The organism is Thermoanaerobacterales bacterium (assembly GCA_030019475.1).
Classification (GTDB): domain Bacteria; phylum Bacillota; class Desulfotomaculia; order Desulfotomaculales; family JASEER01; genus JASEER01.
This window is the reverse complement of record JASEER010000005.1, coordinates 53198-77370: the sequence shown is the minus strand read 5'-3', so window position 1 is coordinate 77370 and position 24173 is coordinate 53198. Positions and strand designations below refer to the sequence as shown.

The 24173-nt window shown below is 61.1% G+C and carries 23 protein-coding genes and 1 tRNA gene; 17 read left to right on the top strand and 7 right to left on the bottom strand.

Annotation, left to right across the window (positions count from 1 at the left end; all coding sequences use genetic code 11):
* The first annotated feature begins 35 nt into the window (after positions 1–35).
* Complete coding sequence (gene surE / locus QMC81_02480) at positions 36–803, top strand: 5'/3'-nucleotidase SurE (protein MDI6906342.1); 768 nt, start codon at positions 36–38, stop codon at positions 801–803.
* A 4-nt stretch (positions 804–807) separates the two neighbouring features.
* Here the strand turns inward: surE and QMC81_02475 are convergent, their stop codons facing one another.
* Positions 808–2358, bottom strand: coding sequence for a polysaccharide biosynthesis protein (locus QMC81_02475; protein ID MDI6906341.1), 1551 nt, complete (start codon positions 2356–2358; stop codon positions 808–810).
* Between the two features lie 224 nt (positions 2359–2582).
* On the opposite strand from QMC81_02475, the gene fusA reads away from it, so the two are divergent.
* A complete protein-coding gene (fusA, locus tag QMC81_02470; protein MDI6906340.1) occupies positions 2583–4604 on the top strand; it encodes an elongation factor G in 2022 nt (673 codons plus the stop codon).
* Positions 4605–4705: 101 nt separating this feature from the next.
* On the opposite strand, the gene QMC81_02465 is transcribed toward fusA, so the two are convergent.
* Genes QMC81_02465 through QMC81_02445 form a run of 5 tightly spaced genes read right to left on the bottom strand, consistent with a single transcriptional unit; the run spans position 4706 to position 9298 of the window.
* Positions 4706–5446: an ABC transporter ATP-binding protein gene (locus QMC81_02465; protein ID MDI6906339.1), complete on the bottom strand. Its 741-nt coding sequence runs from the start codon at positions 5444–5446 to the stop codon at positions 4706–4708.
* Positions 5440–6207: an ABC transporter ATP-binding protein gene (locus QMC81_02460; GenBank protein ID MDI6906338.1), complete on the bottom strand. Its 768-nt coding sequence runs from the start codon at positions 6205–6207 to the stop codon at positions 5440–5442. Before QMC81_02460 ends, QMC81_02465 begins: the two co-directional genes overlap by 7 nt.
* A complete protein-coding gene (locus QMC81_02455; GenBank protein ID MDI6906337.1) occupies positions 6195–7193 on the bottom strand; it encodes a branched-chain amino acid ABC transporter permease in 999 nt (332 codons plus the stop codon). Before QMC81_02455 ends, QMC81_02460 begins: the two co-directional genes overlap by 13 nt.
* 22 nt (positions 7194–7215) lie before the next feature.
* On the bottom strand, positions 7216–8094 hold the full coding sequence (locus QMC81_02450; GenBank protein ID MDI6906336.1) for a branched-chain amino acid ABC transporter permease: 879 nt from the start codon (positions 8092–8094) through the stop codon (positions 7216–7218).
* Positions 8095–8113: 19 nt separating this feature from the next.
* Positions 8114–9298, bottom strand: coding sequence for an ABC transporter substrate-binding protein (locus QMC81_02445; GenBank protein MDI6906335.1), 1185 nt, complete (start codon positions 9296–9298; stop codon positions 8114–8116).
* Positions 9299–9896: 598 nt separating this feature from the next.
* Between QMC81_02445 and QMC81_02440 the strand changes: the two genes are divergently transcribed.
* Together QMC81_02440 and QMC81_02435 are read left to right on the top strand one after the other, a co-directional pair.
* Entirely contained in the window at positions 9897–10871 is a 975-nt protein-coding gene (locus QMC81_02440) for a metal ABC transporter substrate-binding protein (GenBank protein ID MDI6906334.1), read from the top strand.
* Between the two features lie 25 nt (positions 10872–10896).
* Entirely contained in the window at positions 10897–11565 is a 669-nt protein-coding gene (locus QMC81_02435) for a hypothetical protein (protein ID MDI6906333.1), read from the top strand.
* Positions 11566–11630: 65 nt separating this feature from the next.
* On the opposite strand, the gene QMC81_02430 is transcribed toward QMC81_02435, so the two are convergent.
* Positions 11631–11704: transfer RNA gene (locus QMC81_02430), tRNA-Trp, on the bottom strand.
* Between the two features lie 140 nt (positions 11705–11844).
* On the opposite strand from QMC81_02430, the gene QMC81_02425 reads away from it, so the two are divergent.
* The 13 genes from QMC81_02425 (at position 11845) to trpS (ending at position 24151) form a co-directional block, all read left to right on the top strand.
* The gene (locus tag QMC81_02425; protein ID MDI6906332.1) at positions 11845–13002 is read left to right on the top strand and encodes a D-alanyl-D-alanine carboxypeptidase family protein; all 1158 of its coding nucleotides are present in this window, start codon (positions 11845–11847) and stop codon (positions 13000–13002) included.
* A 136-nt stretch (positions 13003–13138) separates the two neighbouring features.
* On the top strand, positions 13139–13501 hold the full coding sequence (spoIIAA, locus tag QMC81_02420; GenBank protein ID MDI6906331.1) for an anti-sigma F factor antagonist: 363 nt from the start codon (positions 13139–13141) through the stop codon (positions 13499–13501).
* Positions 13494–13940: an anti-sigma F factor gene (spoIIAB, locus tag QMC81_02415; protein MDI6906330.1), complete on the top strand. Its 447-nt coding sequence runs from the start codon at positions 13494–13496 to the stop codon at positions 13938–13940. Before spoIIAA ends, spoIIAB begins: the two co-directional genes overlap by 8 nt.
* Positions 13924–14694 (top strand): RNA polymerase sporulation sigma factor SigF, encoded by a 771-nt coding sequence (sigF, locus tag QMC81_02410; protein ID MDI6906329.1) that lies wholly within the window; start codon positions 13924–13926, stop codon positions 14692–14694. Before spoIIAB ends, sigF begins: the two co-directional genes overlap by 17 nt.
* 125 nt (positions 14695–14819) lie before the next feature.
* Positions 14820–15014 carry a dodecin family protein gene (locus tag QMC81_02405; GenBank protein MDI6906328.1) on the top strand — a complete coding sequence of 65 codons (195 nt, stop codon included), beginning with the start codon at positions 14820–14822 and terminating at the stop codon, positions 15012–15014.
* 104 nt (positions 15015–15118) lie between these two features.
* Positions 15119–15532 (top strand): stage V sporulation protein AC, encoded by a 414-nt coding sequence (spoVAC, locus tag QMC81_02400; GenBank protein MDI6906327.1) that lies wholly within the window; start codon positions 15119–15121, stop codon positions 15530–15532.
* Positions 15533–15550: 18 nt separating this feature from the next.
* Entirely contained in the window at positions 15551–16573 is a 1023-nt protein-coding gene (spoVAD, locus tag QMC81_02395; protein ID MDI6906326.1) for a stage V sporulation protein AD, read from the top strand.
* A 15-nt stretch (positions 16574–16588) separates the two neighbouring features.
* On the top strand, positions 16589–16945 hold the full coding sequence (spoVAE, locus tag QMC81_02390; GenBank protein MDI6906325.1) for a stage V sporulation protein AE: 357 nt from the start codon (positions 16589–16591) through the stop codon (positions 16943–16945).
* A gap of 179 nt (positions 16946–17124) precedes the next feature.
* Complete coding sequence (locus QMC81_02385; protein MDI6906324.1) at positions 17125–18489, top strand: TrpB-like pyridoxal phosphate-dependent enzyme; 1365 nt, start codon at positions 17125–17127, stop codon at positions 18487–18489.
* Between the two features lie 6 nt (positions 18490–18495).
* A complete protein-coding gene (lysA, locus tag QMC81_02380; protein ID MDI6906323.1) occupies positions 18496–19830 on the top strand; it encodes a diaminopimelate decarboxylase in 1335 nt (444 codons plus the stop codon).
* Positions 19831–19833: 3 nt separating this feature from the next.
* Positions 19834–22503, top strand: a complete 2670-nt coding sequence (locus QMC81_02375; protein MDI6906322.1) for a CBS domain-containing protein — start codon at positions 19834–19836, stop codon at positions 22501–22503.
* 12 nt (positions 22504–22515) lie between these two features.
* Positions 22516–23130, top strand: coding sequence for a site-2 protease family protein (locus tag QMC81_02370; GenBank protein MDI6906321.1), 615 nt, complete (start codon positions 22516–22518; stop codon positions 23128–23130).
* 46 nt (positions 23131–23176) lie between these two features.
* Positions 23177–24151, top strand: coding sequence for a tryptophan--tRNA ligase (trpS, locus tag QMC81_02365; GenBank protein MDI6906320.1), 975 nt, complete (start codon positions 23177–23179; stop codon positions 24149–24151).
* The last annotated feature ends 22 nt before the right edge of the window (positions 24152–24173 follow it).

Below are 24173 nucleotides of genomic sequence, written 5' to 3'. Positions count from 1 at the left end.
CCTTTTTAGATAGTCCTTACGGGAGGTTTGACCGGTTGCGGATCCTCTTAACCAATGACGACGGTATCTTCGCCGAGGGTCTCGCGGTGCTCCGCCGTGCCCTCGCCGATCTGGCCGAAGCCGTCTACGTTATCGCGCCTGACCGGGAGCGCAGTGCCGTCAGCCATGCCATCACTATGCACCGCCCCCTGCGCGTCCGCGAAACCAAGTTTCAGGACCCGCACTGCCGCGGCTGGGTGGTCGACGGTACGCCGGCGGACTGTGTCAAGCTGGCCCTGGAGTCGCTGGTTCCGGCGCCGCCGGACCTCGTGGTCGCGGGGATTAACCTGGGCCCGAACCTGGGCACCGATGTGCTCTATTCCGGTACGGTGGCCTCGGCCGTGGAGGGCCTGCTTAACGGCGTGCCGTCCCTTGCCGTCTCCCTGGCTACCCGGCGCGACCCCGACTATGCCGCTGCGGCCGTCTTCGTACGGGACCTCGTCCCCCTTATACTGCAAAGGGGCCTGCCCCGGGGCACCCTCCTGAATATCAACGTCCCCGGCGGAACACCGCGGGGCCACCGCTTGACCGTTCTCGGCGCCCTGCGTTACGTTAACGCTATTGACCACAGGGTTGATCCGCGCGGCCGGGATTATTTCTGGATGGCCGGCCAGCCCGAGGTGGTCGGCGACGTCGACCCGGACAGCGACATTGCCGCCGTCCGCGAGGGGTACATCTCCATTACACCGCTCAAGGTGGACTTAACGGATCGCGCCACAATGAAAATCCTTTCGCGCTGGCCCATCGGCCGCAACGGACATTGAGCTTTTACCGGCGCAGGGCCCGCATTACCTGCCCTATGAGCACGCGAAGGCGGTCCAGTTCAGCCGGCGTCAGCCCGCCCACCAGGATCAGCACCCCAAGGTAAGCCGCCAGCCCCCCGGCAAGGGCGGTAAGGGTGCCGGTCGCACCTGTCCCGCCAAGTCTTGTGAGCCCCGACACCACAAGGGCCAGGACAAACGAGGCCGCCAACGGCCGCGTCAACAAACGGGACCAGTCCAACCGGCAGCCGGTCAGGCGGGTCACGTCGCGCAGGTTCAGGACGGCCATAATGATAAGGTAGCCCGTCAGCACCAGACCCGTGCCCTGGATCCCCCATACCGCCGTCGCGTAAAAGATGCCGGCAACCTTGAAGATCGATGCCCAGAGCATGTTTTTCAGCGGCTCCGCGGCCCGTCCCAGGCCCTGCAGGATGCCGGTCGTGGCCTGGACCAGGTAAAGAAATGGCCCGCCTGCAGCCAGGGTGGTCAGGATCGCCCCGGCGTCGGGATAACCGAAGAGCAAAGCACAAAGCCGGGATGGAAGGAGCAGGAAGACCACCCCCGCCGGCAAGCCGATCAGGATCGCGACCCGTACAGCGGCGCCGATCCGCTTGGTGAGGAGGTACCGGTTTCCTTGGGCGGCGGCGTCGGCCACGGCCGGAACAAGCGCAGTGGCCAGGGATACAGTGAGGATACCCGGAGTGTAGAGTAGGGTCTCGGCCATTCCCACGAGTTTCCCATACGTCGCCGTCGCCTGGCTCAGGGTAAGCCCGGCCGCGGCCAGCCGCTGCGGGATAAGTATGGCGTCCAGGGACATGAGGGCCGTCGAGGTGAACCGGGTAAGGGTCACCGGAACGGCAAGGCTAAAGATGCGCCGGGTGTCCGCGACAAAACCACCCTCCGCTTTCATCGGCAGAACGAAACGGGGACGGCGACGCAAATAAATGCCAAGCATAGATATAAGACCCACCAGCTCACCTACCACTACCCCCGCCGAGACCCCGGCCGTGGCGCAGGCCACTCCCCGCGGCAGCAAAAACCAGGCCAGCCCCAGACCCACTGTAACGCGTACCGTCTGCTCGACGGCCTGCGTAAACGCCGTCGGCCACATCTGCTGCAGGCCCTGGAAAAAGCCCCTGAAGGCCGAACAGACAGAAACAATCAAAACCCCCGGAATAAGCGCCGTGAAGGCCGGCTGAACGTCCGGGTTGACAAAAACGTGTCGGAGGATCCAGGGTGTGGCCGCCGAGAGCCCGAGGGTGCAAAAAAGGGCAAAGAATAATATGTAAACGCAGGATCTCCGAAAAATGCGGTAGGCCGCGGCGGGGTTATGCCGCGCCAATTCCTCGGCCACAAGCTTGGCAATCGCCACCGGTATGCCGGCCGAAGCCAGAACCAGGACCATGACGTAAATCGGGTAAACCATGTTGTACAGGCCGATCCCCTCGGCATGGACCAACCGGACCAGGACAACCTGGTAGGCAAAGCCCAGGACGCGGTTGTACAAGCTGGCCAGGGAAAGGACAAACGTGCCGTAGGCCAATGAAGGTGCGGCCATGTCGACCCTCCCGCATCTCCCGTCTGCTGTGTGACAAAGCCAAGCGGTAATAGTTATGAGGGAGGGGCCAAGCCTATGAGGAACGATCCCCGCAGTTTTTCGTGGAATGCCGGTCCTGCGCAGGGTTTTCCTTGTTCCTGTCGAAGTGTTAATGTCGGCGCGTTGGGGGAAAGTATAGAAATAAATTCCAAGGGAATCATATTGAAGCGAAAGGGGCTGTCTTCTTGAAGAACTATGAGGCGAAGAACATCCGTAATGTAGCCGTGGTGGCCCATGGCGGGGCGGGCAAGACCTCACTCGTCGAGGCCATGCTTTACTCCACCGGCGTGCTGTCGCGCTTGGGGCGCGTCGAGGATGGGACCACCACCGCGGACTACCACCCTGAGGAAGCCAAGCGCGGGATGACCATCCATACCAGTATCGTGCCCGCCGAACTTCGTGGGATCAAAGTAAACCTGCTGGACACACCGGGATTTCCCGACTTCGTCGGCGAAGTAAAGGCTGCCCTCCGCGTGGCCGACGGGGCGCTGGTGGTCGTCAGCGCCGTGGACGGCGTTCAGGTCTTGACCGAAGCCGCCTGGGAGTTCGCCGGCGAACGGGAGCTGCCGCGGATGGTCTTCATTAATAAGAGTGATCGTGAAAATGCCAGTTTCTATAAGGTTCTGGATCAATTAAAGGATCAGTTCGGCTCGAACTTCGTGCCTTTTGCGCTGCCCATTGGGATGGCCGAGACTTTCCAGGGCGTGGTGGATGTCGTGCGGGGCCGTGCGCTTACGTATAGCGACGGGAAGGCGAAAGAGGTTCCCATCCCGGACGAGGTGGCCGCGCGTCTTGAAGAGTATCGCGAAAAGCTGTCCGAGGCCGCCGCTGAGGCGAACGATGATCTACTGACGAAGTACCTGGACGGAGAGCCCCTGTCTCCTGAAGAGGTCCTGAGCGGCCTGCGCGAAGGGTTCGCCGCCGGAAAGTTCGTTCCGGTCTTCTGTGGCTCGGCGACCAAGATTGTCGGTGTGGACCTGCTCCTGGAGAGCCTGGCTGATTACTTCCCGGCACCCGAAGGAGACGTCAATGCCCCTCTGGCCGCTCTCGTCTTCAAGACCATGGCCGACCCCTTCGTCGGCCGCATGAACTTTATCCGTGTCTTTGACGGCGAACTGAAGAGCGACAGTACGGTATTTAACGCCAACAAAGAGAAGACGGAAAAGATCGGGCAGGTTTTCTTTGCACGGGGCAAGAACCAGGTGGCGACCGATAGGGTGCCCGCCGGGGACATAGCCGTCCTCGTCAAGCTGGCCGAAACAACCACGGGCGATACCCTTTGCAGCAAGGAGAATCCGGTGACGCTCCCGGGCATCGAGTTCCCTGAGCCGACCCTCACTCTTGCTATCGCCCCGAAGACCCAGGGCGACGACGATAAGCTGTCGACCGCCCTGGCCCGTTTACAGGAAGAGGAGCCGACCATCCGTGTAACCAAGAACACCGAAACCAAGCAGACCCTGCTCACCGGGATGGGCGAAACACAGCTCGACATTATCGTCGATCGCTTCAAACGCAAGTACGGCCTGGACGTCGTCCTGCTGCCCCAGCGGATCCCCTATCGCGAAACCATCCGTGCTACGGTTCAGGTCGAAGGCAAGCACAAGAAACAGTCGGGTGGGCGCGGGCAGTACGGGCATGTCTGGATCCGCTTCGAGCCCCTGCCCGGAGAGGAATTCCACTTTGCCGAAGAAATCTTCGGCGGGTCGGTGCCCAACCAGTACATCCCGGCCGTGGAAAAGGGCCTCCGGGACGCCTTGAACGAGGGGGTGCTGGCAGGCTATCCGGTGACCGGGATCAAGGCCGTCCTTTACGACGGCTCTTACCACCCGGTGGACTCCTCGGAAATGGCCTTCAAGATCGCCGCTTCCCTGGCCTTTAAAAAGGGCATGCAGCAGGCCAAGCCGGTCCTCCTGGAGCCGATTATGGAGGTTGAGGTCCTGGTGCCCGAGGCCTTCATGGGTGATATCATCAGCGACCTGAACACGAAGCGCGGACGTGTCCTGGGCATGGAACCCGCTGGGAGGATGACGCGCATCCGCGCCCTCGTGCCGCTTGCCGAGCTGGCACGCTACGCCATCGACCTGCGGGCGATTACCCAGGGCCGGGCCACGTTCAAGATGAAGTTTTCCTCTTACGAAGAGGTCCCGGGCCGCCTGGCCGAGGAGATCATTAAGAAGGCCCAGGAACAGAAACAGGAAGACAAATAGGGCGGACGAGCCGGTTGCTGTAAGGGCGCGGGAACAAACCCGCGCCTTTCTGCTAAAAGGCTGCAGGAACAGCCAGGACCGTTGCCCGTCCCCAAGTCTCCTCAAGAAGATGAGGCGGATCGCATGTCAGACGACCGGCCGAGATAGGCGCTTTGGAGGCCGGTGCTTTGCAGGAGTGCACGGGGGCTCCCGGAAAGCACGATGCGTCCCTGCCCCATTATCAGGGCGCGATCCGCTATGCGCAGAGCCGCCCGCGCGTTTTGCTCCACCAGGATGACGGTGTGTCCCTGGTCTTTCAAGTGGCGGATCGTTTGCATTATCTCTCGCACCACCAGCGGAGCAAGTCCGATGGACGGTTCGTCCATAAGCAGCAGCCTGGGGCGCGCCATCAAGCCGCGCCCGATAGCCACCATTTGCTGCAGGCCCCCGCTGAGAGTGTGAGCCGGGGAGTCGAGCTTCTCCTCAAGGCCGGGGAAAAGAGCAAGTATCTTTGAAAGGTCCTCGTGGAGAAAACGCTTGTCGCGGGCGTAACGACTGAAGGCGCCCAGAAGGATATTTTCCCGAACAGTGAGAGATGGAAACAACTGACGGTTCTCCGGTACCAGGCTGACGCCCATCTTCACGACGGCCTCGGCGGGAAGGCCTTTCAAGGGCCGCTCTTGTAAGAAGATCTCGCCCTTCGCCGGGGGATGGATCCCGGCGATGGCCCCGAGAAGGGTGCTCTTACCGGCGCCGTTGGCTCCCAGGACCACCAGGATTTCACCCGCGTCAACGCTGAAAGAAACGCCGTCAACCGCGCGGATATGGCCCCGGTAAACCGACAGATCCCTGACAATCAGCAATCTTCTTCCTCCTCTTTTCCTAAATAGGCGGCTATGACCTCCGGATTTCTCTGTATCTCATCCGGAGTCCCGACAGCAATCACCGCACCGAAGTTCAAAACCACCACTCGATCCGCAGTCTCCATTACGGTCTCCATGTCGTGTTCCACCAGGACGAGGGCCAGTCCCGAGTCCGCCAGGGAAAGCAAGAACCGGGAAAGCTCTCGTGATTCAGCCTCGTTGAGACCTGCGGCGGGCTCGTCCAAGAGCAACACTTTGGGGGATGAGGCCAGGGCGCGTGCAATTTCCAGCAGCCGCTGCTGTCCGAAAGTAAGCTCTCCGGCCGGGAGATGGGCCTTCCCCGCCAGCCCCAGCCGATCAAGCAAGGCCGATGCCGTTTCATACAGCGAACGGTCTTCCGCCATCACTCCGGGGCGGCGGAAAACACTGCGCAGGAAACCGGCCTGTCGCATACGATAGGAGCCGACCATTACGTTCTCAACGACTGTCAACGTCGTGAACAACTCCAGGTTTTGGAAGGTGCGGGTTATCCCCAACTCCGCTATACGGAAGGGCTTCAGCCCGTTCAAGCGGCGATTCTGAAAAACTATATCACCTTCATCGGGCTGTACAACTCCGGTGATCAGGTTGAAGGTTGTCGTTTTTCCCGCGCCGTTCGGCCCGATCAACGCGAGGACTTCGCCACTTCTCACTTCAAAACTGACGTCATTTACCGCCAAAAGCCCACCAAATCTCTTGGTCAACCTTGTTACAGCGAGCATTTCGCACCCCTCTGCGGCTTCGACGCTCGAAAGTTTTCGGCACGGCCCATCCGCGGCAAAAGAATACCTTGCGGGCGTAAGAGCATTATTAAGACGAAGATCACTCCGAAGAACACTATTTCGAATTCACCGCCGGCTGCGGGCAATATGAGGGGTACGGCGAAGCGAAGGAACTCCGTCAGCCCGACAATAATCGCCGCCCCCAAGACCGGTCCCCAAATGGTACCCAACCCTCCCAGCACAGCCATCAAAGCAAACTCCATCGACGCTGTAAATCCGAAAGGCGCAGGGCTTACAAAGGTCACCCAAAAGCTGTACAGCCCTCCCGCAAGTCCGGCAAGAAAAGCACTCATTCCGAAGGCCTGAAGCTTCAGCAGAGCGGTGTTGATACCAATCGCTTCCGCGGCTTGCTCGCTGGCGTGTATCGCCCTGAAAGCCCGTCCTGTCGGTGACCTGGTAAGGTTCGCCGTCGCCGTCAACGTCAGCGCGAGCACGCACCAAACGATGTAGTAGTACTCCCGGTCATTGTCCGCTACAAGTGGACCGATGCCGAGATAAGGGATGCCGGTTAAACCTGAAGGTCCTCCGGTATAACCCGTCAACTCATTGAAGAGTGAAAAAGTCAAAATCCCGAAACCAAGCGTGGCCAGGGCCAGGTAATGCTCCCGCAGTCTAAGGATGGGACGGCCGATTACCACCGCCACGAGGGTGGGCAACAGCGGGGCCATCAAAACACAGAGGAAGGGAGGACAGTGGTAACGGGTGGCAAGGACCGCCGCCGTATAGGCACCCAGTCCGTAAAACGCGGCTTGGCCGAAGGATACCTGGCCGGCGAAGCCCATAAGCAGGCCGAGGCCCTCAGAGATGATGGCATATAGGCCAACGACGATCAGAATTCCCAGGATATAGGTGTTCGTCACGATCAGCGGGACAGAGAAAAGCAGGCCCGCCGCCGCCAAGCAGAGCCACGGTTTTCCAATAGCCAATAATCATCACCCCATATTCTTCCTAGCCGCCGTTTCTGGTTGATCCGAGGATACCGGTGGGGCGGGTGAGTAGCACCAGGATCATTACCGCCATCGCCACCGCGTCTTTAAGCCCGGAGGATAAGGTTCCCGCGGCGAAGGCTTCAATGATCCCCAGCAGCAGGCCACCGACGATCGCTCCGTTGACATTCGTGACCCCGCCTAGAATGGCCGCGACGAAACCTTTTAAACCCAGCATGAAACCCATGTCGTATGTGGCTGTGGTGATAGGGGCGATAAAGATGCCCGCCAGAGCGGCTATTACCCCGCTGAAGCTGAAGGCCAAAAGCGACAGGCGTTCCGGATTGATGCCGACAAGGCGGGCCGCTGTCGGGTTGACCATTGCCGCACGCACCGCTTTCCCGGCGTAAGTCAAGTCGAAGAAGGCGAAAAGTATCCCCACCGCGACCATGGCCAGGCAAAGGACCAGCAGACTTTGAGGAACGATGGTCGCCCCGCCGACACTTATCGGCGCAGCCTTGATAAAGGGATGCAAGGTGTAGGGGTGCGTGCCCCATATGAGAAGGGCCGCACCCCGAAGAGCGATGGCAACGCCGATGGTTATGATGATGAGCGTCAGAACGGAAGCATTACGAGCACGGTGGACGGTGCTCCGCTCCATGGCCGCACCGATCACGCCGGCTATGATCACTGCCAAGGCATAGGCCATGATATCGGGACAACCGGCCTCCCGGAGGCTTACCGCGGTCAGGACGCCGATGGTCACGAATTCACCGATCGCCAGGTTGAAGATCCCGGTGATGTTAAAGGTGACCACCAACGCCAGGGCGATTAAGGCATAAATGCTTCCCACGGTAAGCCCGGAAAACAGATACTGAATAAACTGCCCGTCGACGCCCAATTCGCTCAGTCCTCCGAACTTATTGTGTCATGAGTTGCCATTTTCCGTCTCTGATTTCGACCATTACCATGGAATCTTCGCCCAACCCGTTATGGTCCCGGGGTGAAAGAGTGAACACACCGCTGATCCCCGCGTAACCGGTTATGCTTTCCAAGGCGTCACGGATTTTGGCCCGGTCCGGTCCGGCTTCGGCAAGAGCCTTAACCGCTAGACTGAAACCGTCGTGCGCATGGCCGCCGAAAGTGCTGGGACGCTCATTGTACTTTTTCCCGTAAGCGGCAATGTACTCCAGCAGAACTTGCTTCTGCGGGTCGTTGTCAGGAAGCTGTTCGGCCACCAGGATCTTCCCTACAGGGAGGATCACGCCGTCGGCAGCCTCACCGGCCAGATCAATAAAGGCTTTGTTGCCGATGCCGTGGGTGTGGATGAGAGGTATTTGCAGTCCCATGTCATGGTAGTTCTTGGTAACGATGGCCGCCGACGGCGGAATGGCCCACACTACTGTCGCCTGCGCCTTCGAGGCCTTAACTTTGGCGATCTGGGATGTCATATCCTTATCTGTGGCCTCGAACTTCTCTTTGACCACGATATTGAGTCCCATGTCGGCGGCCGCCTTTTCAAAACACTCACGACCGGAGTCGCCGTAAGCGTTGTTCATTGAGAGGAAGGCGACGTCCTTGAGGCCCTTTTCCAAAAGATAACGGGCGATCTTGTTGGCAACAAGGATATCGCTCTGGGCCGTCTTGAACACCCACCGCCGCTCGCCGACCGGTTCCACGATCTTGGCCGAAGCCGCCAGGGAAATCAGCGGCACGTTGGCCTTCTGTATGGTGTCCAACATCGCCAACGTGGGGCCACTCGTGCTGCACCCGAGGACAGCCAGTACCTTGTCCTGGTCGATCAGTCTCTTGGCGGCCAACACGGCCTCCGTCTCGTTAGACTTGTTGTCAAGGATAACGAGATCAACAGGATGTCCGTCGATTCCTCCCTTGGCGTTCAGCTCTTCAACAAGCATCTCCAGAGTGTCCCTTTCGGGTTCGCCGAGTGATGCAGCCGAACCGCTGATGTCAATCACGGCACCGATCTTATAGGGCTCAAGCTCCCCCTTGGCAGGCGCCCCGGTCTTCGGGGAGCAACCGGCACCCAGGAGCAACAAGGCCGCAAGAAGACAGAAGGCAATGACAACTGGATTTCGTTTCCTCATCCTTTCAATTCCTCCTCGCAATAGACTGTCGGCAGCGTTGGAAAGCCTCTCCCTGAAGGGTTGCCGGATATCCCCTCCCTTAACGTTCTCTCATCGTCACGACAGAACCCGCCATACTAAAAAAGACCTTTCGTCCGTCAGGGACGAAAGGTCTTCCGTGGTACCACCCTGTTTGGCCCGAAGGCCCGCTCCAAGGGTCAAAACGGTACTCGTAACGGTACCGCGTAACCCCTCTTCCTTTTAACGGCGGAAGTCCCCGGCCACGTCTACTGGAGAGGAGGTCGGATCGCAAAGCGACTCAAAAAGCCTCCCTGATCCCCGACATCCCCCGTTCAGGTGGCGGCTCCGGAGGGAACTTCGGTGCGCCTTCCCTGGAAAGGCTTGCAGTCGGCGACCCTTCCTCCCTGTGAGTTCCGGACGCCCTACTTTCCTCCGTCATCGCCTTCAGGCTATGTAATTATGATGAATCTACCATCTGCGACACATGGCGTCAATAGTTTTCTGTGCCGTTTGTCCTCTTGACTGACACCCGACGGGTATAGTTAGATAGGGGATGGGATAAACACCTCTTCAAACACTGATCGGGAGGGGGCTCCGGATGGCGATGGGCTGTCGGCACGGTCTTATGACCCTTGTCCTTGTCACCGCTCTGGTTATCCTTGTCGGCTGCGCCGCTGGTTCTCCCGCCGACAGTGGAAGCCACGACTCCAAGGTACTCAAGGTGGCGGCCACGATCTTCCCGCTGGCCGACATAGCGCACCAAATCGGCGGAGAACGGGTCGAGGTCGTCACGCTTCTGCCCCCGGGGGCCAGCCCGCACACCTTCGAGCCGACGCCTGAACAGATGCGCGGTCTCACGGCGGCGCGCGTCTTCATCAGCGTCGGGCCCGGCCTGGACGACTGGGCGGCACGCTTGGGAGATGGCGGCCGTGGCGACCGCGTGGACGTGGCCGTGCTTGAGACCATCCCCGCCTCCGCCCTCATTACCGAGCAAAACAGCGGCGAGGCTCACGGGGAGGATGGGCCGGAGGCCGGCTCCGATCATGACCATCACGGTGTGAATCCGCACGTCTGGCTGGACCCCGTCCTGGTGCATGATCACATCGCGCCGGCCGTCGCCCGGGCCCTGACCGAGGCCGCGCCGGAAAACCGCGATTACTTTGCCGCCCGCCTCCGGGACTACCAGTCGGCCTTGGAGGCCTTGGACGAAAGCTTCCGCACCACTGTCGGGACGATTACGGACCGGCGGTTCGTCTCCGTCCACGCCGCCTGGACTTATCTGGCACGCCGTTACGGGCTTGAACAGGTGGCCGTGGTGGAGGCCTTTCCCGGCAAGGAACCGTCGGCCAAGTGGATCGCCGGCGTCGTTGACACCGCCCGCGTCGCAAAAGCGTCCACCGTCCTCGCCGAGCCGCAGTTAAACACCCAAACCGCCCGGGTCATCGCCGCCGAGTTGGGGGGCCGCGTCATCATCCTGGATCCCCTCGGCGGTCCCGGTCTGCCCGGAAGAGACAGCTATCTGAGGCTTATGCGGTATAACCTGCAGGCCCTTGCCGAGGGGCTCCTACGTTGAAGTGACACAAGGAGGTACCGATCTCGTGTCGAACACCGAACGCGCCCGCAACCTGGCGGAACAGACCTGTGACCTGGTGATGGGCGGGCTGACGCAGGGAATGTACCCCGAAGGTTTTTTCGAGTCGTACAATAACCTTGTTAACGAACGTACCGGGGAGTTCCCCGACCTGGACCAGGACTACTTCGAGGAGGCTCGCCGCCAGCTCCTGTGGGAATTTGGTGTCTATACCTTCCACCTCGCCACCACCCGGGCCAACTGGCTGCTGCGCAAGCCGGCCGAGGGCCGCACCAAGCCCCAACCCGATCCCGAGGCCCTGCGGGCCTTTCGTGATGCCTATGCCGCCCGATTGGACAGGTCCTTCCGCGCCTTGGGCCTGGCCGAGCTTCCGGATGCCGCCTTCGACGGTCAGGGCAAGACCCTGAACGACCGGGTTACTGATGGAACGGCCCGCCGGTATGTCACCCTTGATGGTTCTAAGGACATCACCAGGCGTTTCCGCCACTACGTCACGGCCCCCAACTACGCCCAGGCCTTTGGATCGATTATCGCCTTAAACCTTCTGCCCTACGGGTTTGATTACATCCATACCGAGGCCCTGTGCCGCGACTACTCCACCCGGCTGCTGGCCCTCACCAACCAGGCCCTGGACACCGCCCTGGAAAACGAGAGGAAAGCCGGCAAAGAGGCCTAGTAAGAATTCATAAGGCTCATATGAAAAGGCAGTTCCAACATATTGGAACTGCCTGTCGTTTCATATGGCGGGGGATGCAGGAGTCGAACCCACATCGACGGTTTTGGAGACCGCTGTTCTACCATTGAACTAATCCCCCGTGCACCTTTCATTATAGGGTTTACACCGGTACCGAGTCAAGCCTCGCCTAAGTCTCCAACCGACCCCTGTCTCCGTATTTCCTTTCGCCGCCGGTACATAATACAATGGAGAAACAGCATAAGGGAGGCAGGTATTACGATGCGCAGGCGGTTGCTCGCCCTTGTTCTGACAGCAATCCTCGTCTTCACTCTGGCCCCCGCAGCATCGGCAGAGAAGGTCATCACCCCCGGCAAAGCACCTTTGGAAACAAAGGCGGCGTCCGCCCTGCTGATGGACGCGGTCACCGGACAGGTTCTTTTTTCAAAGGAGCCTAACCGCCGCCAGCCGATTGCCTCGGTCACCAAGATTATGACGCTGCTCCTGTCCGCCGAGGCGCTGGAAAAAGGCAAAGTACGGCTGGAGGACATGGTGGAAGCCAGCGAACACGCCTCAGGGATGGGCGGCTCGCAGATCTTTCTCGCTCCCCAGGAGCAGTTCACGTTCCGCGAGATGCTGATCTCCATTGCCACGGCATCGGCCAATGACGCCAGCGTGGCCGTGGCCGAGCACCTGGCCGGGAGCGAAGAGGCCTTTGTCCAGCAAATGAACGAAAAGGTCCACGCGCTCGGGCTCACCAACACCCATTATGTCAATACCACCGGGTTGCCTGACGAGGGCCAGTATTCCTCGGCCTACGACCAGGCCGTAATCCTGCGCGAGGCTTTGCGCCATCCAATTATACGCGAGGTCTCCCGGCTCAAGGAGTATGACCTGCGCGGCGGCAAGTTTAAGTGCTGGAATACCAACAAGCTCTTATGGTGGTACCGGGGCGCCGACGCCGGCAAGACCGGTTGGACGAATGAAGCACAGTTCTGCCTGGCTTCCAGCGCCAGGCGGGACAACCTGAGACTTATCGCCGTGGTTCTGGGCTGCCCGGAACCGAAGAGCCATTTCCAGGAGTCGATGAAGCTTTTTAACTGGGGTTTCGCCCGTTACCAGGGCCTGCTCCTGGCCAAGGAAGGACAAAAGATTAAAACCGTTCCGGTGGAAAAAGGCACTGCGCCCAGTGTCGACCTGGCCGTGGCCAATGAAGCGGCGGTCGTCGTTCCAAAGGGCGAGACAAAAGGGATCGGTTCACGTATTGAGATCCCCGTGCGCCTGACAGCCCCCGTGCGCAAAGGCCAAAAAGTCGGGGACTACGTCCTGACAAAAGACGGTCACGAACTCCGCCGCGTTCCCATAGTGGCAACGCGGAGCGTTCCCCGGGCAACATTCATCCAGCAATGGTGGAAGATAAGCCGCCACATCCTCGGGTAAACTGACGCAGTACGGGGCAGGCCCGGTACGGTCCGCCCCATATTTTTGTCGGGGTCTATTGGAATAATTTAGCAGGATTCTCTTTCCCGGTGGCGAAAGGAAAAGCAAAAACCATGCGGGGGAGGGATAAGAACCGTTGGAACCTGCCTTTGACGTCAGAAACGAGACCCTCATTGCCCGCCTGGGGGGAGAAATCGACCTGCGGGTCACCGACAATTTGCGCCGCCATCTGGAACGGGAACTGGACCGCAGTCGGGCACGGAACCTGATCCTGAATATGTCCGATGTCACTTTCCTGGACAGTTCCGGGCTGGGCGTCATCCTCGGGCGGTACAAGCGCATCACGGGACAGGGCGGATCTATGGCCCTGGTCGGCGTGTCACCCGCTGTGCGGCGTGTCCTGGAGTTTTCCGGGCTGACGCGGCTCAGCCGCCTTTACGACTCCGAGGCCGAAGCCCTGGCCGGCCTGGCGGGGGGAGAGGGGAGCAACAATGGTTAAGATAAAGAACCGGTTACGGATGGCGTTCGACAGCCGGCCCGAAAACGTCGGCCTGGCCCGCGTGGCCGTGGCGGCCCTCGCCTCGCAACTGGATTTCACGGTGTCCGAGCTTGACGATATCAAAGGCGCCGTTTCGGAGGCGGTCTCAAACGCCATAATCCACGGTTACCGGGAACGCTCGGGAGAAACGGTCCGCCTGGATGCCATACTGACCGAACACGGGCTCGAGGTCATGGTCGAGGACGAGGGCGAGGGCATTCAGGACGTCACGCAGGCCCAAGTCCCCGGTTTTACCAGTACCCCCGAGCGGCTCGGACTGGGCTTCGCCTTTATGGAATCCTTCATGGACACGGTGGAGGTTATTTCCGCTCCCGGCCAGGGAACCCGGGTCCGGCTGACAAAGCGGATCGAACGCGGTGAGCATGCGCGCGCGCATTGACCTTAACATCCCGAACCGGCCTCTCCTGACCGACCGGGAGACCCGCCGCCTGATCAAGCTGGCCCATAAGGGCGACGTCATCGCCCGGGAGACTCTCATTAACGCCAACCTTAAGCTGGTGTGCAACGTCATCCGGCGCTTCGAAGGCCGTGGTTACGACCATGATGACCTTTTTCAGATCGGCTGTATCGGGCTCATCAAAGCTATAGACAAGTTCGACCTCCGTTTCAAGGTCAAGTTCTCGACCTATGCCGTTCCAATGATTATCGGCGAAATCCGGCGTTTCCTGCGCGATGACACGCCGGTTCGCGTGAGCCGTTCCTTGAAAGAGCTGGCGTGGAAGGTCCAAAACGTCCGTGAGCGGCTCGCCGCCGAGCTTTCCCGCGAACCAACCATCGGTGAAATCGCCGATGCCCTTAAGGTGCCGCGTGATGAACTGGTAGCCGCCCTGGACGCCGCCCAACCCCCGGCCTCACTGTATGACATACTGCACCAGGAGGAAGGCGACCCGATATACATTATGGACCAGGTGCACCACCGGGGAGACGGCGAGGACACGTGGGCCGAACGGATCGACCTGGACCGTCTGCTGGAAGGATTGCCCGAACGTACGCGCCAGATTATCATCTGGCGGTTCTTTGAGGAATTGACACAGGCCGAGGTCGCCCGCCGTCTCGGCCTTTCACAGGTTCAGGTCTCACGTCTTGAGCGGGAGGCCCTGCACAAGCTGCGGATGCTCTGTCGCACTCAGTAGCAACCATTTCGAGCAGCGGGCCGGCAAGCCCCTTTCCCGGCATATGGGATGAACGTGCATTAAACTCCTCCGGCGCCGGAACAATAGAAGTATCACCAACTTGAGCACGAGGAGGGAATGAGCAGATGCACGTCAAGGTGGCCGAACTGGTCGGGGAATCGCCCGACGGTTGGCGCGGAGCCGTCCAGGGCGCCGTCGATGAAGCCTCGCGGACGCTCGGCAAAATCACCGGAGTAGAGGTGGTGAACTTCACCGCCAACGTGGAAAACGGGAAAGTAACCGAATATAAGGCCAACCTAAAGGTGGCCTACATCGATTAGGGACACCCCGCAGGTGTCCCTCTTTCCACAACCCGGGGATAAGGAGGTGACTGGGACTGAAGGTTGACTTATCCAAGCCCCTGGATACCCAGCGCGACGAATACATGCGCATCAGTGACCGGATGAAGCCGAAGCCTCCGGTCCTGCGGAACACCATCTGGGCCTTCGCCGTCGGCGGCCTGATCACCATACTCGGCCAGGCCCTTCTGCTGTTTTTCCAGGGTCTGGGCCTGGCACCCCTGGCGGCCGGGACGGCCACGTCGATCACCCTGATATTTCTCGCCGCCCTGCTGACGGGCCTTGGTGTGTACGACGAGATCGCCCGCTACGCCGGTGCGGGAACCATCGTCCCGATTACCGGCTTTGCCAACTCCATGGTCGCACCGGCCTTGGAGGCCAAAGCCGAGGGTTTGGTCCTCGGCGTGGGAGCGCGCCTCTTCACCATCGCCGGTCCGATTCTCGTCTTCGGCATCGTCGCCGGATGGATTATGGGGCTAATCTATCTTTTGATCCGCTAACGCAGGAGGTGGAGACCTGTGGCGGGGCCCAAGAAGCAGGGCCAGACGGTGACTTTCCAGTACCCTCCGGTAATCATTGCCACTGCCACCGCCGTCGGTGCCAAAGAGGGCCGGGGACCCCTGGGCAACACCTTTGATAAGGTTATTGAGGACCCTTATCACGGGGAGAAAACCTGGGAAAAGGCTGAACGCCGCTACCTGGAGGACGCCGTAAACAAGGTTCTGGCAAAGGCCAGCCTAAAACCGGACGAGGTCGACTTCTTTCTGGCCGGCGACCTCTGCAATCAGATCACCGCTTCCGGTTTCACGGCTCGTCAGTTGGGGATTCCTTTCCTGGGACTCTATGGGGCCTGCTCAAGCTTCTTCGAAGGTCTCGCTCTGGGGGCAATGATCGTGGACGGCGGCTTCGCCGACCGGGTACTGGTCGCCACCTCGTCCCATTGCTGCACGGCGGAGCGCCAGTTTCGCTTCCCGACCGAGCAGGGTGTGCAGCGCCCTATGACCGCCCAGTGGACGGTGACCGGAGCAGGAGCGGCGATTCTGGCGCGCCCTGGGACGGGAGGAAGCGGGCCGGTGATCACCCATGCCACGGTCGGACGCGTAATCGACCTGGGTATCGGGGATCCAAGCGATTTCGGCTCGGCGATGGCCCCGGCGGCAGCCGATACCATCATCAGCCACTTGCGCGATACCGCACGCGGTGGCGCAGCCTTCGATATAGTGGTTACCGGAGACCTCGGACACTACGGCCGGGGTATCGCCGCCAAGATTCTTCAGGATCACGGCTACGACCTGGGCGGCAAACTTGAAGACTGCGGCATCCTCATTTACGACCAGGCCAAACAGGACACCCATGCCGGCGGCAGCGGCTGCGCCTGCTCGGCCGCCGTGTTCTGCGGCCACCTGATGCAGCAGTTGCAGCAAAAGCGGATCAACCGCCTGCTGGGGGTGGGAACCGGCGCTCTCCTCAGCGCCATCACCGCCAAGCAGGGCGAGACCATTCCCGCCATCGGACACGGGGTGGTCGTCCAGGCGGGCTGACGGGGGGATGAAAGCATGATCTTCCTCAAAGCCTTCATTATCGGGGGGCTATTCTGCGCCATCGGCCAGTTGTTGATGGACCTGACCAACTACAAAGTGACCCCGGCCCATATCCTCGTCGGCTTTGTCACCGCCGGGGTGATTATCTCGGGGCTCGGCCTTTACCAGCCTCTAGTCGATTTCGCGGGGGCCGGAGCGACCGTGCCGCTCACCGGGTTCGGCCACCTCCTGGCGCAGGGATCGATCAAAGGAGCGCAGCAGCAGGGCCTCATCGGCGCCTTCACCGGCGGATTGGCCACCGCGGCCCCGGGAATTACCGCCGCCGTCGTCTTCGGCTACCTGACGGCCGTCATCTTCCGGCCCAAAGGTTAGCATTGGTCATCAATTCACAAAAAGGACGCGGTCACCGTACAAGATGGACCGCGTCCTTTCTTTGTTTGGTGTCCTGGGTCGTGGTGCCTTGTCAAAGGGGTATGGGGTCGTTAAAATGTTGGTAAGTGTCTGGGGCCGGTGCCCCTGGCGCAGGAGAATGAGAGGAGAGGAGTTCAGAGATGACCGCTACCAAGATTCTGCTCGGCGAAGAGGAAATCCCGCGCGCCTGGTACAACGTGCAGGCCGACATGCCCCGCCTGCCAAAGCCCCCGTTGCATCCGGTCACAAAGAAGCCCGTCGGCCCGGACGACCTGGCGCCCATCTTCCCGATGGAACTTATCAAGCAGGAGGTTTCCACCGAGCGCTGGATCGAGATCCCCGAGGAAATCCGGGAGATTTACCGCCTGTGGCGGCCCAGCCCATTGATCCGTGCCCGCCGCCTGGAGAAGGCCTTAGACACACCGGCCCGGATCTATTTCAAACATGAGGGTGTCAGCCCGGCCGGCAGCCACAAGCTGAACACGGCGGTGGCCCAGGTCTACTACAACAAGCTGGCCGGCATCAAGCGCCTGGCTACCGAGACGGGAGCCGGACAATGGGGCAGCGCCCTGTCCATTGCCTGCAAGTTTTTTGGCCTGGAATGCACGGTGTATATGGTCAAGGTGAGTTATCATCAGAAGCCCTACCGCCGGTCCTTGATGCAGGTCTACGGTGCCGAGGTTCTGGCCAGCCCCAGTACCCGCACCAACGCCGGACGCCGGATCCTGGAACAAGACCCTGACTCGCCGGGCAGCCTGGGCGTTGCTATCAGTGAAGCCGTCGAAGACGCCGCGATCAGGCCCGACACCAACTACTCCCTTGGCAGTGTCCTGAACCACGTCATCCTGCACCAATCGGTAATCGGCCTGGAGGCCAAGGCACAGCTTGAAAAAGCCGGCGAGCAGCCGGATATCCTCATCGGTTGCGTCGGGGGAGGCTCGAACTTCGGCGGTTTCGCCTTCCCGTTCATCTCCGACAAGCTCGGCGGGAGGCTGGCGACGCGCTTCATCGCCGTGGAACCCACGGCGTGCCCCACACTGACCCGCGGGTTGCGGGCCTACGACTTTGGCGACGTGGCCGGTCTCACCCCACTCTGTTACATGCATACCCTGGGGACGAATTTCATACCGCCGGGCATTCACGCCGGCGGCCTGCGCTACCATGGGGATTCGCCGCTCTTGTGCCAGCTCGTAGCCGACGGATATGTCGAGGCGCAGGCCGTCAACCAGACCGAGATCTTCAAGGCCGCCCTGCTGTTTGCGTATAACGAAGCCATCCTCCCGGCACCGGAGTCGGCCCATGCCATCGCCGTGGCCATCAAGGAGGCGCTTATCTGCCGCGAGGCGGGCGAGGCGAAGACCATCGTCTTCAATCTCAGCGGGCACGGCCATTTCGACCTCAGTGCTTACGACAGTTATCTCGCCGGGGAACTGGTCGACTTCCCCCTGCCGGAAGAAGACCTGGCCCGGTCGCTCCAGAAGCTACCTGTCATCGAGGAGGCTTAATGGATGTTGCTGCGCGGGACCATGCGGGTGAACGACCGCGGGCATTTGGAGATCGGCGGCTGCGACGCCGTCGAACTGGCCCGGACCTTCGGTACTCCGCTCTACGTCATCGATGAGAACCTGCTACGGGACAACTGCCGCACCTACCGCTCGGCCTTCGGCCCCGACAACCATGTTATCTATGCCGGCAAGACGCTGCTCACCGCGGCTATCTGCCGGATCATCGAAGAGGAGGGACTGGGGCTGGACGTCGTCTCGGGCGGAGAGTTGCACACCGCCCTCGTGGTGCAGTTTCCGGCCTCGCGCATCTACTTCCACGGAAACAATAAATCGCCGGCCGAGATCCGGATGGGCCTTGAGGCCGGTGTCCATCGCTTCGTCGTGGATAATGCCCTTGAACTGGACCGGTTGAACCGGACGGCGGGCGACCTGGGGCGGACGGCGTCCATCCTGCTCCGCCTGCAGCCCGGCATCGAAGCCCACACGCACGAATACATCCAGACCGGAAAGGTCGACTCCAAGTTCGGCTTTCCTGTCGCGACCGGCCAGGCCATGGAGGCCGTGCGCCAGGCGCTTACACTGCCGCATATCCGCCTCCACGGCCTTCATTGCCATATCGGTTCCCAGATCTTTGAATTACAGGCCTTTGCCGACGCCGCCCGGGTCATGCTTGAGTTCGCCCGGAAGGCGCACGAGGCCACAGGATGGACGCTTTCCGAACTAAACCTTGGCGGCGGGCTCGGCATCTATTACGTGGAGGGTGACGAGCCTCCCACGATCGGCGATCTGGCCCGCACCATCCGTGGAACCGTCGAAGCCACGGCCGCCGGGCTGAGCCTCCCCCTACCGCGGATTATGGTCGAACCCGGCCGCTCACTGATCGGACCGGCCGGAACGACCCTTTACACCGTCGGCGCCGTGAAGGAAATCCCGGGGATTCGCACTTACGTCGCCGTGGACGGCGGCATGGGCGACAACCCCCGGCCCGCGCTCTACCAGGCTCGCTATGAGGCTGCGGTGGCCAGCCGAATGACGGAACTCCCGGGCAAACCGGTATCTATTGCCGGAAAGTGCTGCGAGTCGGGGGACATGCTGATATGGGACATCCGGCTGCCCGCCCCGAACCCTGGAGACATCCTGGCCGTACCGGCTACGGGAGCCTACACCTACTCGATGGCGTCAAATTATAACCGCCTGCCGCGGCCGGCCATGATCCTTGCCCGGGATGGAACGGCGGAACTCGTCGTCCGCCGTGAAAGCTACGCCGATCTGACGCGTAACGACGTGGTTCCGGCTCGCCTGCGCCCCGACCTTCCCACCAACCAAGGGGGAGAGGCTTGAGCTTTGAAACTGATAACGACACATACGAATACCGATTTCGACGGGCTGGCGGCCATGGTCGCGGCCCAGAAGCTCTACCCGGACGCCGAGCTTGTCCTGCCGGGCAAACTGGCACGCAACGTGGAGGAGTTCGTAGCCCTTCACCGGGATATCCTGGACCTCCACAAGCCGGGTGAACTGCGCCCCGGGGACGTCGACACGTTGATCCTGGTGGATACCAAAAACGCCAGGCGGCTGGCGAAGCTTGCCGCCCTTACTGAACACCCGGGGTTGAGGATCCATATCTTCGACCACCACCCATGGGCGGAAGGAGACATCCGGGGTGAATTTGAACTGGTGGAACCGGTGGGAGCCGCCACCACCCTCCTCGTAGAGGAAATCAGGGCGCGGAATCTCGCGGTCACCCCCTTCGAGGCCACCGTTCTGGCTCTTGGTATCTACGAGGATACCGGGAGCCTTCTGTACACCAACACCACCCAGCGTGACCTCGAGGCGGCAGCCTACCTGATCGGTCTCGGGGCGAACCTCGCCCTGGTGGGCCGGTTCCTGGCCCGCCCGCTAACCGACGAGCAGCAAGAACTCCTGCGCCATCTCCTGCTTTCGGCGGAACGCCATCTGGTCAACGGCCAGAAGATACTGATCGCCCGCAGCAGCGTGGACGAGTTCATCGGCGGGCTGGCCGTTCTTACCCATAAACTGAGCGAGATCGAGCACATCGACGCCGTCTTCTCCGTCGTTGAAATGGAGGACCGGGTGCACATCGTCGCCCGGAGTTCCGTCCCGGAGGTCGACGTCCGCGAGATCCTGTCCCACTTCGGCGGAGGCGGCCATCCGGCGGCGGCTTCGGCGACGATCAAGGGCCAGAGCCTGGACCATATCGCCAACGAGCTTCTGGACACCATCCGGATGTTGATACACCCGCCGGTCACGGCCCGCGAGATCATGTCCAGTCCCGTGAAGTCGGTTCCGCCCGACATGCGGGTGGAAGAGGCCAATCAGATTATGCTGCGCTACGGGCACACCGGCCTGCCGGTCGTTGAAAACGGCCACCTCATGGGGATCATCTCCCGCCGGGACGTCGAAAAGGCCGACCGCCATAACCTGCGGCATGCCCCCGTTAAGGCCTTTATGACCAAGAACGTGCTGGTCGCCGCCCCCGACACGCCCCTTACCGAAATCCAGCATCTGATGATAGAGAATAACATCGGGCGTCTTCCCATCGTTGACGGCCATCAACTTGCGGGCATTGTCTCGCGCACCGATATCCTCAAGACCCTGCACAAGAAGTTCAAGCCGCGCTTTTGCACCTTGTTTAATTCCCCGCAACAGGAGATGGGATACCAGAATATGGCCGAGGTCCTGCGCCGCAACCTTTCCGCGGAGGCCCTGCGGATCCTGAGCACTGTCGGCCGCATCGGCCGGGATCTCGGGTGCCGGGTCTACCTGACGGGCGGCATGGTCCGCGACGCGCTTCTCGGTCGTCCCAGCCGGGACTACGATCTGGTTGTGGAAGACTGCGATGGAGCGACGCTGGGGGATAGGATCGTCGCGGCCCTTGGCGGGAAACTCAAGGTGGCGGAGGCGATCGATAAGGCCCAGGTGTTCCTGCCGCAGGGACCGCGGCTCGACATTACCATGGCCCGGCGTCACTTCGACGCCTATGGCAAGCCGCTGGACGGGGTGGACGATTCGCCCCTGCGCCACGAACTCTACGGGCGGGACTTCACGATTAACGCCATTGCGGTTGTCCTGAACCCCGAGGGGTTCGGCGACGTCATCGACCACTTCGGGGGACGGGACGACCTCCAACACGGGCTGATCCGAGCACTGCACAACCTGAGCTTCATTGAGGATCCTATCCGCATCCTGCGAGCAGTCCGTTATGAGCAGCGCTACCGTTTCAATATCGAGCGCCAGACCCTGGCCCTGATGCGCGAAGCCCTGACCGAACGTGCCCTGCGGACCGTGCCGGATGAGCAGCAATGGGCCGAGGTGAAGCGGATGCTGGATAAGGACTATACGCCGCGCACCCTGGCCCGCCTGGCGCAGTTGAACATCTGGCCGCACCTTTTCCCCAAAGTCACCTACTGGGAGGTGCAGCCGGTCGTAGGCCGCATTCCCCGGGTTATCCGGAGGCTCCAGGAGTGGGAGGTCCCTCCCCCGGCCGAACTCTGGCTCTGCTACTTTACAGCCATTCTCCACTCCTCGCCGATGCCCTTGGTCCTGGAAACCTGCAGCCGCTACAAGATCGGCCGGCGCCAGACGGAGAACGTGGTGACCGCCCTGGAAAGCTGGCGCCAGGCGGTCCGCGGCTTTTCATCCCCCAATACCAGCCTGGTGAACCTGGCCCGTATTTACCTTCAACTACCGCGGGAGGCCTATCCGCTGGTCCTGGTAATGCTCGAAGAAGAACGGCTCCAGTACCGTTTCCGCGATGTCGCCGCCATTCTTAAGAAACATAAACCTTCCATTACCGGCAAAGATATTAGGAGCCTCGGATACCGCCCCGGCCCTTTGTTCCGCAAGGCCTTGGATGCCGTGTGGCAGGCCAGGCTTGAGGGCCATGTCAAGAACAAGCAGGAAGAGTTGGATTATGCAATGCGGGTGATGGGGCTGGACAACGGCCCGGGGACCAACGCAGCGACCGCGCAGATAGCGGGAAGGAGCGAATAAGCCTTGTTTCATGTGCCGAACCTGGCCGAGATTATCGCCCTTGTCCCGGCAATTATGCTGGCCCTCACCGTACACGAATACGCCCACGGTTTCGTTGCCGACCGCCTCGGCGACCATACCGCCCGCTATGCGGGGAGGCTGACCTTGAACCCCGTAGCCCACGTGGACTGGCTGGGGCTGCTCTTGCTCTTTGTCGCCGGTTTCGGCTGGGCGAAGCCGGTCCCGGTCAACCCCTACAACCTGCGGGGCAATGTCAAGCAGGGCCTCCTACTGGTGTCCCTCGCCGGCCCGGCGGCAAACCTGGTCCTGGCCCTCGCGGCTTCCGTTCTACTGGGTTTGATTGATTACATGCAGTCAGGCTTCGGGTTGCTGCTGCTCTACCAGTTGATCTATATTAATGTCGTGCTGGCCGTTTTTAACCTTATTCCGGTACCGCCCCTGGACGGTTCCAAGATCCTGGCGGGCCTGCTGCCCGGACGGCAGGAGTGGCTTGTGGCTCTGGAGCAGTACGGTGTGCTTGTCCTGCTGGTCCTTATGGTGACGGGACTAATCGGCAAGTTCCTGACCTTCTTCGTCGTTCCGTTGGCTGAAATGTTCTTCAACCTGGCCCGTGGTCTGGCGGCGTAACCGGCCAGGATTTCCAACCTCTTTGAAAGGATGAGATAAACCAACCATGCGTATCCTTAGCGGCATGCGGTCCAGCGGCCGCCTGCACATTGGACACCTGAGCGTACTTCATAACTGGATCGCTCTGCAGGAAAAACACGAGTGTTTTTTCTTCGCCGCCGACTGGCATGCCCTGACCACCATCTACGAGGATACCAGCGCCCTGCGCGAAAACACCCGGGAGATGATCGCCGACTGGCTTGCCGCCGGGATTGACCCCGAGAAGGCCACCGTTTTCGTCCAGTCCCGTATCCTGGAGCATGCCGAGTTGCACCTGCTCTTTTCAATGTTCACGCCCCTGTCCTGGCTGGAACGTGTGCCCACCTACAAGGACCAGGTGCAGCAGCTCGGCGCCCAGGGCAAGGATATCAATACTTACGGCTTTCTCGGGTACCCCTTGTTGCAGGCGGCGGACATCCTGATCTACCGCGCCGATGCCGTGCCCGTCGGCCAGGACCAACTGCCGCACCTGGAGTTCTGCCGCGAGGTCGCCCGGCGTTTCAATTACCTCTATGGCCAGGTCTTCCCGGAGCCGAAGGCGCTCCTCACGGAAACGCCCGTCCTCCCCGGGACCGACGGGCGCAAGATGAGCAAGAGCTATGGCAACGAAATCGCCCTGGCCATGCCCGTCGAAGAAGTCGACCGGCGTGCCCGGATGATGATCACGGACCCGGCGCGCATCCGCAAGAACGACCCCGGCCACCCGGAGGTATGCACGGTGCATACCCTTCACAGCCTGTACAGCGCCGACCGCCTGGCCGAGATCGAGGAGGAATGCCGCACGGGGCGCGTGGGATGCGTGGCCTGTAAAAAGGAACTCTCGGCCGCCCTTAACAGGGCACTGGATCCGATCCGCCAGCGCCGCAGCCGGCTCCTGGCCCAACCCCGTTACCTGGACGACGTGTTGGCCGCCGGGACCGAAAAAGCCCGTACGGCCGCCCGCGCTACGATGGAAATCGTCCGGGAGGTCATGCACATTTAGGTTTCGTAGGGGGAACGGTAAA

Coding starts and splice junctions, on each gene's coding strand:
- spoIIAB (MDI6906330.1), top strand. CDS start 13,494: ATGGTTAAGATAAAGAACCGGTTACGGATGGCGTTCGACAGCCGGCCC.
- QMC81_02445 (MDI6906335.1), bottom strand. CDS start 9,298: ATGAGGAAACGAAATCCAGTTGTCATTGCCTTCTGTCTTCTTGCGGCC.
- spoVAC (MDI6906327.1), top strand. CDS start 15,119: ATGCGCATCAGTGACCGGATGAAGCCGAAGCCTCCGGTCCTGCGGAAC.
- QMC81_02440 (MDI6906334.1), top strand. CDS start 9,897: ATGGCGATGGGCTGTCGGCACGGTCTTATGACCCTTGTCCTTGTCACC.
- QMC81_02425 (MDI6906332.1), top strand. CDS start 11,845: ATGCGCAGGCGGTTGCTCGCCCTTGTTCTGACAGCAATCCTCGTCTTC.
- spoVAE (MDI6906325.1), top strand. CDS start 16,589: ATGATCTTCCTCAAAGCCTTCATTATCGGGGGGCTATTCTGCGCCATC.
- QMC81_02475 (MDI6906341.1), bottom strand. CDS start 2,358: ATGGCCGCACCTTCATTGGCCTACGGCACGTTTGTCCTTTCCCTGGCC.
- trpS (MDI6906320.1), top strand. CDS start 23,177: ATGCGTATCCTTAGCGGCATGCGGTCCAGCGGCCGCCTGCACATTGGA.
- QMC81_02460 (MDI6906338.1), bottom strand. CDS start 6,207: ATGCTCGCTGTAACAAGGTTGACCAAGAGATTTGGTGGGCTTTTGGCG.
- QMC81_02385 (MDI6906324.1), top strand. CDS start 17,125: ATGACCGCTACCAAGATTCTGCTCGGCGAAGAGGAAATCCCGCGCGCC.
- sigF (MDI6906329.1), top strand. CDS start 13,924: ATGCGCGCGCGCATTGACCTTAACATCCCGAACCGGCCTCTCCTGACC.
- QMC81_02405 (MDI6906328.1), top strand. CDS start 14,820: ATGCACGTCAAGGTGGCCGAACTGGTCGGGGAATCGCCCGACGGTTGG.